This is a genomic window from Coleofasciculus sp. G1-WW12-02, assembly GCF_040219735.1.
Lineage (GTDB): Bacteria > Cyanobacteriota > Cyanobacteriia > Cyanobacteriales > Coleofasciculaceae > Coleofasciculus.
This window is the reverse complement of sequence record NZ_JAVJRX010000189.1, coordinates 1-16988: the sequence shown is the minus strand read 5'-3', so window position 1 is coordinate 16988 and position 16988 is coordinate 1. Positions and strand designations below refer to the sequence as shown.

The window sequence follows — 16988 nt, the reverse complement described above, 5'->3', positions numbered from 1 at the left end:
TATATATTAACTCTTTGAAAAAATAAAAATCAAGTAAATCTTTAAACTTCATCAAAACTTCATCTCAATACTTCTAAGCCACTCAACTACTTCATCCACTTAGCCAAATCTCGCCCCAGAAGGGTTTGAAGGTTTACAATATCTGGTTTATACATATCAACTAATTTTTTTCTGATGTCAGAGTCTAGAATTGTTTTTTTGCCCAAATTTTTCTGGGTTATACTTCGGTTAATGCTTTGACGGATTATTTTAGGCAGTAAAGGCTTAAGCACCGATTTAATCGGATTTTCTTTAGTAATAATTGTTTGTAAAACCTTATTTTTTGGAATCCCTGATACATTCTCTCTCGTAAATTCTGGTGTAAAGTCATTATCAACACCCAGAAACTGATAAATATCCCTTACCACAGCACTTGTGTCAGCTACCAAATCATCATACAGGTAAATTTTGATCTGATCTTGTTCAAACGCTTCAAAATATTGCTTAATCCAATCGGCATAAAATCCTCGCTGCTTATAATACCAAAGCGGCTGCCATTTCTCTCTGATTCTGCTTTCTTCTGCTTCCAGTCCCTCGGCAAAAGAAAGCGTCTCGTAACCATCCCGAACTAAATGCAGATAACTAGAAAAAGCTCGCTCGGCTGGATCGCGAAGAATGGCGATTAATTTAACCTTAGGGATGTAGTGCTTGATCCGTGCGATCGCCTTCTGACTGTGCAGGTACAATGTAGACGCCTCACCAATCCCTATCTCGTTGGTAACACCCTGAAAAAGGCGGCAATAGTCCTCAATCTGAGTCACTGAACGACTATTTATTCCCTGTGCTGGACCTTGAAAATCAAGGGTCTCACCTTCTAAGGCAAAAAATCTCGGTTCCTTAATCGGACTCATGTAAATCTGAGGATGCTGCTTTAAGTAAGAATAAAGCGAACTGGTTCCAGCTTTAGCCGCACCGATAATTAGAAAATTAGGCATTACCATTTCGATTCTCTCCTTAAGCTTTTTCGATCGTTAACAACTGATCAATGGGCAGATTTTTAATCTCCTGCAACTCACCATCAGACCAAACTATCTTGATTGAGTCTACTTGATCACTTTGAACTAACCCAAAGTACAACCGATAATGTCCCTGAGAAAAGTGCGACCCTTCCGCTTGACCGACGGCTTGAACTTGAACCCCGTCAGACGTAACCACTTCAACATGAGAACCAATGGCTTGGCGATTTTTAGGTGGTCCAATGAGTTGAACTTGCAGCCAATGATTTGTCGCACCGATATTGGAATACAGCTTTACTTGCCAGAATGAGGGTAAAGCGGATTGGGAAAATACTTTTTTGACAAACCGATTCAGGATAGAATCGTGATACCGTGTGGCTAAAAGTAAATCGCGATCGCCATCGTTATCGGCATCAAGCCAAGTGGCGCGGGACTCCAGTAATTCAGGGGATTTCACTTCTAGCATCTGAGTGGCTGTAAATTTGTGGTCTTGATCTTGGCGATATAACCCACCAGGTATTAGATGTAAATCGGTTAAACCGTCGTTATCGTAATCTACCCAGTTAGCCGTCAAAGCTTGAGTTGGGAGTCCGACTTGCTGGGGTTCAACCACTTCATAAGTCCCGCGATTATTGATTAATAAGGCATTGGCGTTGGGTGAGGCAAAAAATACATCTAAATCGCCATCTGCATCATAGTCAGCAACTGTCAATTTATTGCTATCCTCAAATCTCTCAATCACACTTCCGGGATTTGAACCAATTAACTGAGGTTTAAATTGTCCAGAATCATTGACATATAACCAAAACGCTTTTTCATCGACCCAAAATAAATCAATATCTCTATCTCTATCCGCATCTAACCAGGCAAAGATTCCCATGTTAGGAAAATCCAGATTAGTTTGGCTAGCCACGTTCACAAACTTACCATCAGAATCCTGACGGTAAAGCTGATTGGGAAACGTAGCCGTTCGACCAGCCGCTTGATAGCATACCGTGTAAATGTCGAGACGATTATCTGCATTAAAATCTACCCAAGCCGTCTGTAAAGCTGGACAGCCATCCTTGACAATTCCTGATTGAGCAGTAATATCTTGAAAAGTTTGGTTACCCGGATCAACTAATAATTCATCGCTGAACCTCTCCGGAATTTTATCCATTCTCCCCTTGAGCCCCCCGCGCACAATAAAAACATCAACCATGCCTTCTGCATCATAGTCTGCCCAAGCCATACCGTGACGGTCTCTTAGATATAGGGAGAATTCGTGGGACTTGGGATTTACAAATTGATTGCCGACAAACACGCTATCTAGAGGAAGTTCATTATCTAGCTGGAACGTGATCGGCAGGCTAACGTTATGAGGTGTAAAGACGAGTTTACTGTCCTTGTTTTCACTTTCAAATTCCAAGGTTGACACAATGGCTCCGGAAGCAAGTTTCTCTTCGGTGACATTGACATCAAATTGCTTGTTTTCTTTGATGTTTAGGGGAGAAGATAATTTAATATTTCCTTGAATTGAATTATTGTTTTTATTGTTTTTTATAATTAAGCTTCTGTCTTTCCAGTAAATATAGATACCTGGTTTACTAATTTTAGGCTCAGTTCCCGAATATTCCAGACCAGGAAAATCGTAGTCTTGATCCAGTCGCAACGACGATATCCTATTTTTGGTAAATTCTCCATTGCCTTCACCCAGCAAGATTAACTGACCATGATTATGATTAGACGTGAAGATATCTAAATTTTGGTCAGAATTAACATCAACAACGCCTAAATCAAATAATCTAAACTCATGGGTTCGTAAAGGACGGGAAGTAAACCAGGTTTTATTTTCTGTAGAAAGATTTAATTCTTCATTGGCAGGTTGCCCAACGATATAGTTAATGCCAATCACTAATATAGCCGTACAAATTACTAAAGCTAATGTACGAATAGTCAATAGTGGATATTTAGTCTTTAAACGCTTAATCATTATTAGATGCATTTTTTAGATTCAGCACAAAAAGTTATTCATGTTATCCAGTCAGAAAGGTCTCGTTTAATCAGGTCTTGAAGCTTTAAAATATCTTCTTTGTATAGTTTCATCAAGTCTTGGCGCTCCTCTGGCGATAAAATAGGTTTAGCTCCCAAGTTTTGTTTATCAAACGTTTCCGCAATATTTCGACGGAGCTGTTCCGGTAAAAACGGTTTAAACGCCGACTTGATCGGGTTGTCTCGATTAAACAGAGAATACAGTAGCCTACTTTTAGGAACGCCCGATATATTTTTTCGACTTAAGTCAGGGGTAAATGTATCATGTACACCCAGAAATCTAAAAATATCTTGGACGACAGCCGTTGAGTTTGCCGCCAGCTCTTCATAAAGGTAGAGTTTGAGCTGCGATCGCTCAAATATATCATAGTAGCGCTTGAGCTGATCATAATAGAATCCTTTTTGCTTATAGTAAAAAAGGGGTGCCCATTTCTGCTGTATCCGGATTGGCTCCTCTCTTAAAGCCTCGGCAAAGGAAAGGGTTTCATAGCCTTCTCGAACTAAGTGGGCAAAACTTGAGAAAGCCCGATCAACGGGATGACGCAGGATGGCGATGAGCTTTACATTGGGGAGGTAGTGCTTTATCTTTGTTGCTGCTTTAGGGCTGTAAAGATAGATCGGGGACGCTTCACCGATCGCAATCTCATCGGACACATCCTGAAACAGTTCGCTGTAGGCAGCAAAACTGGTTCTAGAGGTTCGATTTATTCCTTGATCCGGACCTTGAAAATCAAGGGGTTCCCCCTCTAAGGCAAAGAATTTGGGTTCTTTAACCGGACTCATATAAATTTGCGGGTGTTGTTGGAGATAGTAATAGAGAGAGCTAGTTCCCGCTTTAGCCGCACCGATAATCAAAAAATTAGGAAGTACCATAAAACACCTGATCTCCTATCTGACTTGCCCCAATTCGTGTTGTATTTGGTGATAATTCCAAAGCTTACCCCGCTTCTCCAACAACTCCTGATATCCTCCCTGTTCCACAATCTGCCCTTGCTCAAGCACCACAACTTTATCCGCCCGCATAATCGTCGATAACCGATGAGCGATCGCAATCACGGTTCGTCCCACTGAAAGTTGCTCTAATGACTCCTGAATCAGCCGCTCTGACACCGAGTCTAAGGCACTCGTGGCTTCATCCAGAATCAGAATATCTGGGTTACGCAGCAGAGCTCGCGCGATCGCAATCCGTTGTCGTTGTCCCCCTGATAACCTTACTCCGCGATCGCCTAAACGGGTGTCCAACCCTTCGGGCATTTCGTCGATAAACTCCAAGGCATTGGCTAAACGAGCCGCTTCCCGAATGGCAGTCTCATCGGCTGCTTCTGTGCCGTAAGCAATATTATTGCGAACTGATGTATTAAAAATAAACGTGTCTTGGCTAACAATCGCTAGCCGACGACGTAAAGAATTAATGTCAAATTCCCGCAAATCGATGCCATCCAACAAAACCTTTCCCTGTGTTGGATCATAGAATCGGGGAATTAGATCCGCTAAGGTGGTTTTACCCGCACCAGACGCCCCCACCAAAGCAGTAGTCTTTCCTCGTTCAATGGTTAGCGTAACGTTATGTAATACAAGATTATCCGCCTCATACCCAAAATCTACACCGACAAACTCAATCCCTCGTTGTAAGCCTTGAAACTGAACGGTTCCATCTTTAAAATAGGGTTTATTGTCACTCCTGAGTAACTCTTTGATATTATTCAGTGACCCTTGAAAATCACCAAGTTTTGCTCGAGTTCCATTGAACTGACGCACAATGGGCATTAGGCGAAACAAGACAAATAAGAACGTCAAAAATGAAGCGGGTTGTAGCTGATTATTGGGAATAAACGTCGTAACAGCAAACAGCAACATCCCAATAATAATTGTAATGGACATCCCCTCGGAAAGCGGCCCGACCAAATTACTCGCTTTCACGATTTTAGTCATCGTATTGACAATTTCTGAGCTAGCACCATAAAAACGCCTGCGTTCAAAATCCTGGGTAGCAAAGGCGTGAACCGTGCGAATTCCGCTGATAAATTCAACTGCTGTGGCGACAAACATTCCATTGGCTTTTGACCGTTCAAAGCTGGCTTCTCGTACCCGAGCAATCAATGTTGATACTCCAACGGAAAGCAGCGTAAACAACATCAAGGAAATGATCGTCAGTTGCCAGGATATCAACACCATTGAGATGATATAAGCGACTAGGGTTGAACCCCGAGTAAACAGAAAAGCCATCACCTCAAAAGACTGTTTAATTTGCTCAATCTCAGTCGTTAAACTATTGAGCAGTTCACCCGAACGAGTCTTAGAAAAATATCTCAGACTCAATCCTTGAAGCTGTTCAAACATTTGCTTTCGCAGCCCATCAATGAGATTAATCTGAGCAATCTTACTATAAACCAGTCCTAAGTAGGTCAACCCACATCGCAGCCAAGTAACCAGTAAAATCAGAGCAGAGACCCGATAGAGTCGTTCCCTAGCGGGTGCATTGACAGCTAATACCCAAACATCAAGCCACTCAATTCCCGTTTTAACTGGCTCAGCCTCTGGGCTGGTAAAACTTTGCAAGAAGGAAAGGATAAACCCAACTCCGAATCCTTCAAAAATTGCCGCCAGTAATGTAAACACCACAGCCAGAACAGCAATTCGGCGAAAGTTTTTAAACTCCCGAAATATAAAAGCATTATCCTGCCAAAATTTTGTGGTTTTCAGGAAATTGCGGATTGGGTTAGGAACCTTTAGGGGCATGGGTATTTGATGAACAGCAGGGTTAGACTAGAGTTAGGTTGGGAGCCGCTCGATGCTAGCAAAAACATTCAAGACGACAACAGACGCAGGGTCAAGTTTTTTACGGGTGAATAGTTGCAGCCCGCCTCATCTAGTAAGCGCCAAAACCTGAGAGTACCTTGGGAACTGTTTTCAACAGCAGCATCAGATCCTGCCGCACTGACCAACGACGGAGATAGTCGAGATCCCAATGATTAACTGTTTCTAAATCCAGCAGAGTTGACCTAGCTTCTACCTGCCAACTTCCCGTGATTCCAGGTCGTGCATTCAACCGTCGCCTTCCTTCAGGGCTCAGCCGTACAGCATCATACAAAGCCCAGGGGCGGGGTCCAACTAAGCTGAGTTCACCCCGTACCACATTAACTAATTGGGTTAATTCATCCAAGCTATACTTTCGCATCCAACGCCCTAGAGGGGTCACACGGGGGTCATCTTCGCGCTTGTGTAATCCTGGCATATCACCCATCACTTGATGGTGCTGCTTCTCCGCATCCACCACCATGGTGCGAAACTTGAGAATCCGGAAAAACCTGCCTCGTTTCCCAATCCGCCATTGCTTGAAGAAAATCGGTCCTGGCGAGGACATGCGAACCAAAAATGCTAATAGCAGCAGGATGGGACTCAACACAAGTAATAAAAAAGAAGCAGCAAGTACATCAAGGATACGCTTGAGAAACCAATTTAGGGGACGGCGCTTTCTCGGTAATTCCCGAAGCGAAGGAATTCGCAGAAAGACGGGCTTCCCCGCTTGCTCACAAGCATCCGCCCAACGATTGAGTTGAGTCTCTCCTAGTTCGTAATCTAAGGAAACGAGTTTGACTGGGGAACGTTTTAAACATTCAGTTAACCGTTGCTCATTCTCAAGTGTACTCAGACAAGGTTGGTTGGCTACATCTGTGCGCCTGACCAGCAATTTATCCTGTCGCCACTTCAGCATACACGAGTGTGGACAACGTTCTGTCTTTTGCTGGTGAGTAAAAGTTGAAGTCTTAAATACAACTTGGGAGTTGATCATGAGTATTTATAAGTAGATGACCCTCTTGGCACTTGCCGACAGAAAAACGTTTTTATTTCGCTCGTATAATAATCTTAATTGAATAAAAACATTTTTGCTTCAGTGTATTGTAAAGATTCGATGAAGCCTCGATGAAAATTCAATGAAGAACATCTGGAATTATAGCCCGTCTCAATGATTCATGAAAACAGATGATACGGAAAACCTTGCCCAGCAAGACTTGCTATTTCAAAACTATTTAACTCATTGAAACGCACTATAGTAACCCTTAGATGCGGGCGAATTAATAAAAGGAATCGGTGTCCTATGTCCGATAGTCCAGCCACTACCCAATAAGCAATAATACCTAGTTAAGCTCTAGTAATTGACTTTTACTCTGCTGAGCATAAGCAACATAACGATTGGTATAACTACTAGCACCATTTGCCACCACACCGATCGCGTTTAAGGGACTGAGCAGATTGGTTGCCTCCATCAATTCTGATTGTGTCACCCGATCTAAGCGGGCAACTAATACCACACCCCGACAAAAGGAAGCCGCTTGCATGGCATCGACAATGCCCAGAACTGGCGGAGTATCAAGTAAAACCAAGTCATAACGCTGTTCAAAGGTTGCCATTAATTGCTTCATTCGTCGAGAACCGAGTAACTTAACCGGATCGGGTGGCGTTGGTCCAGCCGTTAACACCTCAATCTCGACACCGAATAGGGAAAGCTGTTGCGGCTCGAACTCTAGGGTTTGATCAGCAAGTAGGGTTGCCAGTCCTTGATCATTAGACAAGTGAAGCTGTTGGTGCAGTGTTGGACGGCGCAAATCCGCATCAACTAAGAGTACCCGCTGGTGTAAGCGAGCGGCACTAAATGCTAAACCCAATACAAACGTGGACTTCCCCTCACCAGGTAGGGCGGAGGTGACAACCAAAGACTTGAGTATGGCATCAGCATTTAGAAATTGGATATGTTTATAGATCAGATCTAACGATTCCCGCAAGGGCAAAGATTGCAGCATGGGGAGCGTTTCCGGTTCAGGAGTGGGTGACTTACTGAAGGGAAAGTGTATCAGCCGTCCATTGGAGTTTATTTGAGGCAACTGGGGCAAGATACCAAATAAAGGCAGTGCCACCTTTTGCTTCAACTGATCTGAGGTATGCACGGCATCATCTAGCGCTTCCCGTCCAAAAGCAGCCATTCCACCCAAGAAAAACCCAACCACCACAGCCAACATCAAATCCTGCTTCGTGTTAGGTCCCATTTTCTTGCCCAACTGGGGAGCTTCCACCACTTGCCATTTAAATCCCCCCCTAGCGATTTCAATGCTTAACTCCTGTCGGGCTTCGACGAGTTTTTGCAGGGTATTGCGTTCAACTTGCACTTCGGGTTGCAGGCGTTCGTACTCCGCTATCAGTTGGGGAAAGCGACTGAGTTGCCCTTGGAGTTGCTGCTGAGTTTGTGCCAAACTCTGATCCCTTGCTTCTAGGGCTTCCAGAGATGTTTTGGCTTCCACAAGCTGGCGCGAAAGATTCAAGTCTGTATCTCCCAACTGTCCAGCTTTCTCTAAGCTTTCTGTTGTTTCTACTCGCACTTCTCCTAATACCCGATTGGCTTCTGCTTGCAACAGTTCCTGCTGGCGCTGACGCTGTTTCAGCAGGTTCTGTACACTGGGTTCGGCATCGGTAAATCTCACCCGTTGCTCTGCTAAGGCGAGTTCTGTCTTTTGCAGTTCATCCAGCAGGGTTTGGTAACGGGATGACTCACTTAAGCGGGAAGCGGTGAGTGCCTTTTGGGGAGAACGTGCCAGTTGTTGTTGTAGTTCCTGATAACGCGCCCTTGTTTCTTGTGACTGAGCGTTAATTGCCTCTCGCTCTTGCTTAATCATGTTCAGCCTTTCTGTTACCGTTGTGGCTTGCTGCTGCGGGTCAATCAGGTTCTGGGTTTGGCGAAACTGTTCTAGGGCTTGCTCGGCTTGGCTGACGCTCTGTCGTGCCGTGGGTAACTGGTTATTGATAAACGCTAAACCTTCGGCGATGCGTTGTTGCTGCTGCTGGAGGCTGAACTCCTGATAAACCTTTTGAATCGCTTCTAAGACGTTTTGGGTTTTAACTGGATCATTGCTGGTATAATCCACTTGCACAATCTTGGTCTCTGTTTTCCCCTCCTGCTTCCGGGTAACCGTCAACGATTCCTTAAGCGCTTCCACCTCAAGGTTTGGGTATCGGGAGTGGAGTAAATCCACGGCTTGTTGCAAAAGTTGAGTACTCCGCATCAGGTTTAACTGGGTGGCATAGTCTACTTCTAGATTCGAGTCCTTAACCTGATCTTCAAAAGCCGGTTGTCTATTTTGATTATTTTCTTTAAAATAAGGCTCAACCAATAGCTGCATGGAACTCCGGTAGGTAAGCGTTTTGGTCAGCGACAGAGGAATCGCGATCGCCAAAACCCCACAAAATACACCGAAAAACCAAAAACGCCGACGTAGTAGGATGGCAAACAGTTGCCCGTAACCAAAATCGGTATCTGCTCCCTGGGGATGATTTGATGTCACTATCACGATTGCTCAACGGGAATGGATAAATTCAGAGAATGATCCGGTTTAAATCCACACATTTGCTGCATTAATTGGGTCACTTTGCCAAAAAATACAGCTTCTGAGAACTTACTCAGAGCATAATGACGAATCTGGGCATAATCCCATGTTAGTTGATTGAATTCAATTAAGGCGGCATGGATAGATTCTGGAGTTTGTTTGTTGAAAAATATGCCAGTTTTACCTGGAATTTGTGTATCCAGGACTCCTCCTGCACCGTAAGCAATCACTGGAGTACCACTGACGTTGGCTTCAATGGGAACTAATCCATAGTCTTCTAAGGCGGCAATAATCACCCCCCGCGCTTTTGCCATGAGTTGCTTGCGCTCCTTATCACTCACGTACCCTAGAAATCGAATATTGTTCAGTGCTTTGGCTTCAAGACGTTCTCTTTCGGGTCCTTCCCCTGCAATCAGTAAAGTCCACCCTAGCCAATTAAAGGCTTCCACTATAATATCGATGCGTTTGTAGCTGATCATGCGGGAAGAAACATAGAAATAATCCTCCTTGCGATCGTCAAATATAAACTTGCTGGTGTTAATTGGATAATGAATGACTTGTGCGGGTTTCCCATAGATGGTTTGAATGCGCTCAGCCACTGTGGTTGAATTGGCAACATATAGATCAGGTTCCTGAGCGTAGGTGATATCGAACTCTCTGAGCCGATTAAAGATTTTTTTAATCATAGGGGAATAGAGTCGATAATCTTTGTATTCCCGCAGGTAGGTTTGGGTGTCCCAGAGAAATCGGGTAACGTTATGACAAAAACAAATATGGGTAGCGTCAGGATGTTTCCGCACGCCCTTGGCAAAGCTGCTGGTGCTGCTAATGATTAAATCATAATCTTGCAGGTCTAATGCCCGAAACGCTGGATAGTAGAAGGGAGCCAAGAGTCGGAAGTACTTGGTTGCGCCGGGAATGTTTTGCAGTTGCGTGGTGTTTACCAAGCGATCGCCTAACTCAATGGTTTGCTGCGGATCGTATAGTGATGTAAATATGTCTGCTTCTGGGAAGTAGTTACAAAGCAGTTCAAATACCCGCTCTGCCCCTCCTCGTTGGGTCAGATAATCATGCACTAATGCAATTTTCATGTCTTATAATTCTTCGCACCCTGCATTCAACTATCTCTGTTTACAATTGAATGAAGATACCTAAAGGACGTTGAGACTAGACACCTTATTAATATTATCCTCCTAAAAAATAAATTTGTCAATACAAACCATTAAATAAACTTATAGTCCCCTTTTGGGAAAAGAAGGGGTTAATGGAAACGGTTAGTCAAGCTTTTCAGTCCCATTGGTGTTCACGAACATTTAAATTGACTATGTGATCATGCCAAAGTAGAGTTGACTCAATTGAGCCAAAGAAACATCGTTTTCCGGTTGGGGATTACGTAAGAACGGATGAATCGGGAGTCGCGGTACTCGACGATTGGTTTTGGGTGACGATAAAATCTGCTCAATTTGGTTTAAATAGCCTTGAGCCGTACTCTCCCAAGTATAGTGATTTAATACCAGTTGCTGAGTACGTTGAGAAAAACTCTGCCATTCGGGTTGATTACAGATTAACCGCTCCAATCCTCGCGCCATATCCGCCGGATCATCGGGGTCAATAAAAACGCCATAGTCTTGATTGTCTGTATGCAAGCTTTCCGTAATTCCCCCATTCTGGGTAACGACGACCGGTAATCCAGCAGCGGCGGCTTCTAAGGGGGCTAAACCAAAGGGTTCAAACAGAGAGGGTAGGGCAAATACCGAGCGGCGCTGGGCTAAAAAGCGATAGGTTGCGGCTAGGGCGGGTTGATCGGGAACGCAAAAGGCGCTAATTTTGCCCCATAAGTTATGGTCATTGACAACTTGGCGGATTGGTGATATCACCTTGTGTTCTGTTTGTTCATCCTTCACCTTCTCGTGTAGGGGATTATCCAACCCAGCCGTAATTAGCACCACATTGGCTCGTTCTTGCAAGGTTGGACTGTAAGCAAAAGCTTGGACAAGTCCCAAGAGGTTCTTTTTGGGATCTAATCGACTCGATGCCAAAATCACGGGTAAATCGCGCCGCGACTCAGCAAGATCCCGCGCTAATTTATCTTTAACTAACTGGTATGTAGCATCTTCCTTGGGGGAGCGAACCTCAGCACTAAACATAGCGGGGTCTACTCCCGGTGGAATGACCGCAAAGCGAGCATCATTATGGACATCAACGGCGTCCCCATAAGCCGGATGACTATATTGCTGGAAGCGTTCCTGGCGAGTGTTGGTAATGTTGAGTGCCGAGTGATTCATGCTGAGGCGTTCGACCACTAGGCGGCGTCCAAAGAAGTAATACTCGTTCATTTGTGCCAAATTTTCTGGCGTCACGTTTAATTTGTCCATCTTCTGGGCGCCAAGGGAATGGGCGGTAAACGTGAAGGGTACGCCTGTTTGGTCTTCAATTAATAGACCCGCGAGTCCCCCATCCGCATAGTGGGCGGTCATGATGTCCGGAATTTCCCCCTGTTCTTGATAAAATTTCAGAATATTGGGTACCCAATCTCGAACCAGATGAGTCCAGAGTAACTCTTTGCGTAAAAATTTCTGGGGTCCGGCGGGTAAGCGGACAATCCGGACATTTTCTACACCGGAATAAGCATCAAAGGGTTCTGCAAACCCCTCCCACTCTGGATCGATGATTTGACGGGTGAGAATATCAACCCTGTGTCCCTGCGCCGCGATCGCGAGGGCGACTTGCTTGACGTAAACCAGTTGACCACCAAAATCGGGATGTTCTGTAATATACCTATCATCTGGGTCAAAGTTGCCCTGGGGGTTAAGAAAGCCGATGTACATTGTCTGAATGATGAATAGTGAATGATGGACGCAACGGATGAGTTGACATCAGACAAATGAGGTCTGAATGATGAAAGATAGACGAAATGGATGAGTTGACATCAGACAAAATTCCGATCAGAACGACTATCGATAACTATAGGACAACGATTATTAAAGTACATTATAAGGTCTAGATAGTATGCAATCCGGACAAATCCGACTCAACAAGGTAACGCAAGAATGGGTGATTTATGCACCTACTCGGCGTAAGCGTCCCCAGGATTTTCAGCAAAAGAGTCGCCAAAAACCATCTTTAGGTATTAAACCCCAAGATTGTCCCTTTTGTCCCGGCAATGAACATAAATCTGAGTCGATTGTTCTGGAGATGCCAAGCCGACACCACAAAGGCTGGCAAACGCGGGTCGTACTGAATAAGTTTCCGGCATTAACTCCCAGTGAAGATAAAGCTCGATCTCAGAAAGGGATTTATTTAATGATACCTGGTTATGGTCAACATGAAGTGATTATTGAAAGTCCTGATCACTATCAAGATCTTGCCACAATGTCAATTGAGGACGTAGAAACTGTGATTGAGACCTATCACAAGCGCTACGTCTCACTCATGCAAGTCCATAAAAACATGATGGCAATTATTTTTCGCAATCATGGGATGAAAGCGGGTGCATCGTTGAGTCATCCTCATTCTCAAATGATTGTCACAGGTATGGTTCCTCAAAACATCCGTTGGCGAGAACAAGAAGCCCAGCGATACTATGATCAATGGCAACGGTGTGTTTACTGCGATATTTTAGAGTTTGAACGGTATTACGGCAGACGAGTGATTGCCGAAAATGAATCGTTTCTGGCATTTGTGCCTTTTGCCGCCGATGTACCTTTTGAAATTTGGATTATGCCAAAAGAACATGAGGCAGATTTTGGTAGTATCTCCGCTATAGAAAAAACACATTTTGCTTTAATTCTCCAAAATGTCCTGACTCGCTTATACAAAAAACTAAATGACCCTGATTATAATTATGTTATTAATACCGCTGCCCGTTATAAAGCCGAAGAACCCCAGGTTCACTGGTATTGCCAAATTAGCCCTCGGCTAACTACCCCAGCCGGATTTGAACTCGGTTCTGGAATTAGTATCAATCCTTCTTTACCCGAAATTGATGCCGATTTTCTAAATTCTTAAGTTTATTTGTCTTATGTCTTATGTCATACTCGCTCCCGAAAAGAAGTAAGCTACGTCATTCGTCATCCGCGATCGCACTAGGGAGCATTTCAGGGACAGTACACAGTACAACATTATTTCCAGGTACTTAGTTCTACAAATTCTCAGATTCTTTCTCGCGCAGTTCTCGAACGGCTTCCAGACTTAATCCCGTTGTTACCGCGATCGCTTCGTCATCCAGTAGGGTGAGTAGCTTTTTAGCAATAACTCGTTGTTCTTCTTTTTTGCCTTCTTGACGACCTTCTTGACGACCTTCTTGACGACCTTCTTGACGACCCAGAGCAACCGCTCCTTGCTGATCATAAATAAACATTTCTCGACGCTCCAAATCTTCTAGTTCTTCGAGGGTTAGGTTGGCTTGATTGGCAATTTCAAAGGCTCGGTGGAGTTCCGGAATATTGTCCATATTTGTGGGAACTTCATCGAGCGATCGCGCTGATTTGATAAAGTAAATCCATTTATCAGTAATCGTTTCTAGTTCTTCAATTTCTTTGGTAAATTTGGGTAATTCAACAAAAATCAGTTCAATATCGTTTTCGGGATAAACATAGCCATCGGATACTTCTCGATAAACGAAGCGGGAGGTAAACTGATGGCGACCAGGGAACATCTCAAAATCAGTCAAGGTTAGAGCAATGACTGGTTTAAGCATTCGGTAGCCTTCTCCTTTTTGCAGTTGAAAGCCATAGGTTTTGGCGGCGTTGAACAAGACTCTCTTCCCAAAGGATTGCACATTCAGCACTTGCATTTCAATGATCACCAGTGTGCCGTTTTTCAGTTGAGCTTTGACATCAAGGTAAGTATCTTTTAATCCCTCAACTTTCGGTAGTAAGTTGGGATTGATGATTTCTAAATCTTCAATGGTAGAGTTGCCGTTATAAATCAAGGCATTGAGAAAACTAATTAAAATGTCTTTGCTTTCAGCGGAACCAAATATTTTCTTGAAGGCGTAATCAGTTTTGGGATTGATAAATCTCATCGTTTTGCTCAAAACATGAGGTTTGAACTATTGATTATACACTAAAAACTTATCTAATCCTTCACAAGTAGGTCGGTAGCAATAAGTTTACCTATATTAAGTTTTGTAAATAGATCTCAAACCCTTACATAAACGCAGCTATAGCAAGTCGCTCTGGTGTATTTACAACTCCCGTACCTGAGGCTGAGTCCAGATGAGATGTTCGTACAAACAAAGTGTAATTAGACCAGCGCGAAGCGCTATAGATTCTCAAGGGCAGCGATTTACTCACCGTTAACTGTAATATGTCCCCACCTACTTATTGGCTTGTTCAAAGCTGGCTAGGGCTTCGTCTTCTCGTCCTAAATTTCTTAAGGCTAAACCCCGATTATTCCAGGCTTCTGGATAGTCTGGTTTTAATTCTAATGCCTGATCAAAGGAAAGAATGGCTTCGTCTTCTCGTCCTAAATTCCGTAAGGCTAACCCGCGATTGTTCCAGGCTTGGGCATAATCAGATTTTAATTCAATCGCTTGTTCAAAACAAACCATGGCTTCTTCATACCGCCTTAAATTATCCAAGGCTAAGCCGCGATTATTCCAGGTTTCTGGGTTATCTGGCTGATTGTCTAAGGCGTAGCTGAAACTGATTAATGCCTCTTCGTAACGTCCTAACTGGATTAGGGTAACTCCGTGATGATTCCAGGTTTGGGGATCATCAGATTGTAGGGCTAAGGCTTTATCATAACTCTCTAAGGCGTCTTGGTAGCGTCCGACGCTTTCTAGGGCAATCCCTCGATTTGCCCAGGCTTCAGCAAAATTTGGTTGAATGGCTAAGGCTTGATCATAACTCGCGATCGCAGCTTCCCAGCGCCCTTCATTTAATAATAGATTGCCTCGATTTATCCAGGCGGGGTACAGTTTCGGTTGGAGTTCTAGGGCGTTATCAAAGGTGGTAATGGCAGCCTCTGGGCGGTCTAAATGCATAAGGATTAACCCTTTATTATACCACGCCTGGAAATAGTCCGGCTTGAGGGTAATTGCCCGATCAAAACTGTTAATCGCTTCCTCTAAGCGTTCCAACTGACACAAAACCGTTCCCCGATGTTTCCAAGCCTCCGGGCGATCAGGGTAGGATTCAACCACACGATCCAAACAGGCGATCGCCTCTTGGGGACGTTCTAACTGCATTAAGGCAGTACCTTGAATATACCAAGCATCTACATAGTCGGGTTGAATTGTCGTCGCTTGCTGACAACTGGCGATCGCGTCTGCTAAATGACCTAATTGAAATAACATAGAACCCCGATAAAACCAGGCTTGGGCATAGTCGGGTTTCAATGTTGTCGCTTTATCAAAACACGCGATCGCAGCGTTGGGTTGTTCTCCCTGCATCAGCGCCATTCCCTGCATGTACCACGCCTCAGCATAATCAGGATTGAAATAGGTAGCATTCTGGCAACTCGAAACCGCTTCCCGATACCGTCCCAAATTATATAATGCACTGCCTCGATTGCCCCAGGCGGCGTAATCATCGGGTTTAAGCTGCAAAGCTTGATCATAAGACGCGATCGCATCCTCTAAACGTCCTAAGCTAAACAGGGCATTACCGCGATGAAACCAGGCTTCTGGGTAATTGGGTCGTAATTCAGTTGCCTTTTCGCAGTTTGTCAAGGCTTCGGCATAGCGAGTTAAATGAAACAGAACCAATCCCCGATTGTTCCAGGCTTCTGGGGCATTTGGTTGTAATGTAACCGCTTTCGCATAACTCGCTAAAGCGTCTTCTAAACGTTCTAGTCGATAAAACGTATTCCCTTGCTGAAACCACACCTCGTAATCATTGGGCTGTAGCGAAACCGCTTGTTGCCAACTGTCTAACGCCTCAGTATAACGGTTTAAATTAAACAGTACCCAACCTTTATTTTTCCAAGCGTCCAGATGATGAGGATTTAAAGTGGTGGATCGGTTAAAGCTAGCCAAAGCCTCCTCTTTCCGTCCCTCATTCATCAACACCAACCCTTGCATATACCAAGCTTGCACGTAATCCGGTTGACAGCTAGTCGCTTGTTTACAACTAGCTAAAGCCTCCTCATACTGTCCCAAGTTATACAGCGTACTTGCCCGATTTCCCCAAGCCACTGCCAAATCAGGATTAAATTGCGTCGCTTGATTATAGCTCACTAAAGCGTCCTCTAGACGTCCTAATTTAAACAGGATATTTCCTTTATTAAACCAGGCTTCTGAGTAATTTTGTTTCAACGTAATCGCCTTCTCATAGTGCGTCAACGCCGCGTCAAACCATCCCAAATGAAACAAAGTATTTCCCCAATGGAACCACACCTCCGGTATCTGGGAGTGTAATTGGGCAGCCTGATCAAAACTCGCGATCGATTCCCCGTAGCGCCCAATTTTAAAGTATTCAATTCCCTGCTGCAACCACTGATTAGCTAAATAGTCATTTGTCATTTGTCATTTGTCATTTGTCATTTGTCATTTGTCATTTGTCATTTGTCATTTGTCATTTGTCATTTGTCATTTGTCATTTGTCATTTGTCATTTGTCATTTGTCATTTGTCATTTGTC

The 16988-nt window shown here is 44.0% G+C and carries 11 protein-coding genes; 1 reads left to right on the top strand and 10 read right to left on the bottom strand.

Annotation, left to right across the window (positions count from 1 at the left end; translation table 11 throughout):
* Positions 1–86: 86 nt before the first annotated feature.
* From RID09_RS29505 to RID09_RS29470, 8 genes are all read right to left on the bottom strand, one after another.
* Positions 87–974 (bottom strand): sulfotransferase family protein, encoded by an 888-nt coding sequence (locus RID09_RS29505; protein WP_446339479.1) that lies wholly within the window; start codon positions 972–974, stop codon positions 87–89.
* Between the two features lie 19 nt (positions 975–993).
* A complete protein-coding gene (locus RID09_RS29500) occupies positions 994–2934 on the bottom strand; it encodes a CRTAC1 family protein (protein ID WP_446339478.1) in 1941 nt (646 codons plus the stop codon).
* A gap of 71 nt (positions 2935–3005) precedes the next feature.
* On the bottom strand, positions 3006–3899 hold the full coding sequence (locus tag RID09_RS29495) for a sulfotransferase family protein (RefSeq protein ID WP_446339477.1): 894 nt from the start codon (positions 3897–3899) through the stop codon (positions 3006–3008).
* A gap of 15 nt (positions 3900–3914) precedes the next feature.
* Positions 3915–5765: a heterocyst formation ABC transporter subunit HepA gene (gene hepA / locus RID09_RS29490; RefSeq protein WP_446339476.1), complete on the bottom strand. Its 1851-nt coding sequence runs from the start codon at positions 5763–5765 to the stop codon at positions 3915–3917.
* A gap of 130 nt (positions 5766–5895) precedes the next feature.
* Complete coding sequence (gene hepC, locus RID09_RS29485; protein WP_446339475.1) at positions 5896–6741, bottom strand: heterocyst development glycosyltransferase HepC; 846 nt, start codon at positions 6739–6741, stop codon at positions 5896–5898.
* Between the two features lie 424 nt (positions 6742–7165).
* A complete protein-coding gene (locus tag RID09_RS29480; RefSeq protein ID WP_446339474.1) occupies positions 7166–9367 on the bottom strand; it encodes a GumC family protein in 2202 nt (733 codons plus the stop codon).
* Positions 9364–10494 carry a glycosyltransferase gene (locus RID09_RS29475; RefSeq protein ID WP_446339473.1) on the bottom strand — a complete coding sequence of 377 codons (1131 nt, stop codon included), beginning with the start codon at positions 10492–10494 and terminating at the stop codon, positions 9364–9366. Before RID09_RS29475 ends, RID09_RS29480 begins: the two co-directional genes overlap by 4 nt.
* A 231-nt stretch (positions 10495–10725) precedes the next feature.
* The gene (locus RID09_RS29470; RefSeq protein WP_446339472.1) at positions 10726–12231 is read right to left on the bottom strand and encodes a glycosyltransferase; all 1506 of its coding nucleotides are present in this window, start codon (positions 12229–12231) and stop codon (positions 10726–10728) included.
* Between the two features lie 181 nt (positions 12232–12412).
* On the opposite strand from RID09_RS29470, the gene galT reads away from it, so the two are divergent.
* A complete protein-coding gene (gene galT / locus RID09_RS29465; RefSeq protein WP_446339471.1) occupies positions 12413–13411 on the top strand; it encodes a galactose-1-phosphate uridylyltransferase in 999 nt (332 codons plus the stop codon).
* Between the two features lie 133 nt (positions 13412–13544).
* On the opposite strand, the gene RID09_RS29460 is transcribed toward galT, so the two are convergent.
* Positions 13545–14429 carry an Rpn family recombination-promoting nuclease/putative transposase gene (locus RID09_RS29460; RefSeq protein ID WP_446339470.1) on the bottom strand — a complete coding sequence of 295 codons (885 nt, stop codon included), beginning with the start codon at positions 14427–14429 and terminating at the stop codon, positions 13545–13547.
* 294 nt (positions 14430–14723) lie between these two features.
* Positions 14724–16871, bottom strand: a complete 2148-nt coding sequence (locus RID09_RS29455) for a tetratricopeptide repeat protein (protein ID WP_446339469.1) — start codon at positions 16869–16871, stop codon at positions 14724–14726.
* Positions 16872–16988: the final 117 nt, after the last annotated feature.

Coding starts and splice junctions, on each gene's coding strand:
- RID09_RS29455 (WP_446339469.1), bottom strand. CDS start 16,871: ATGACAAATGACTATTTAGCTAATCAGTGGTTGCAGCAGGGAATTGAA.
- RID09_RS29505 (WP_446339479.1), bottom strand. CDS start 974: ATGCCTAATTTTCTAATTATCGGTGCGGCTAAAGCTGGAACCAGTTCG.
- hepC (WP_446339475.1), bottom strand. CDS start 6,741: ATGCTGAAGTGGCGACAGGATAAATTGCTGGTCAGGCGCACAGATGTA.
- RID09_RS29495 (WP_446339477.1), bottom strand. CDS start 3,899: ATGGTACTTCCTAATTTTTTGATTATCGGTGCGGCTAAAGCGGGAACT.
- RID09_RS29475 (WP_446339473.1), bottom strand. CDS start 10,494: ATGAAAATTGCATTAGTGCATGATTATCTGACCCAACGAGGAGGGGCA.
- RID09_RS29470 (WP_446339472.1), bottom strand. CDS start 12,231: ATGTACATCGGCTTTCTTAACCCCCAGGGCAACTTTGACCCAGATGAT.
- RID09_RS29460 (WP_446339470.1), bottom strand. CDS start 14,429: ATGAGATTTATCAATCCCAAAACTGATTACGCCTTCAAGAAAATATTT.
- hepA (WP_446339476.1), bottom strand. CDS start 5,765: ATGCCCCTAAAGGTTCCTAACCCAATCCGCAATTTCCTGAAAACCACA.
- galT (WP_446339471.1), top strand. CDS start 12,413: ATGCAATCCGGACAAATCCGACTCAACAAGGTAACGCAAGAATGGGTG.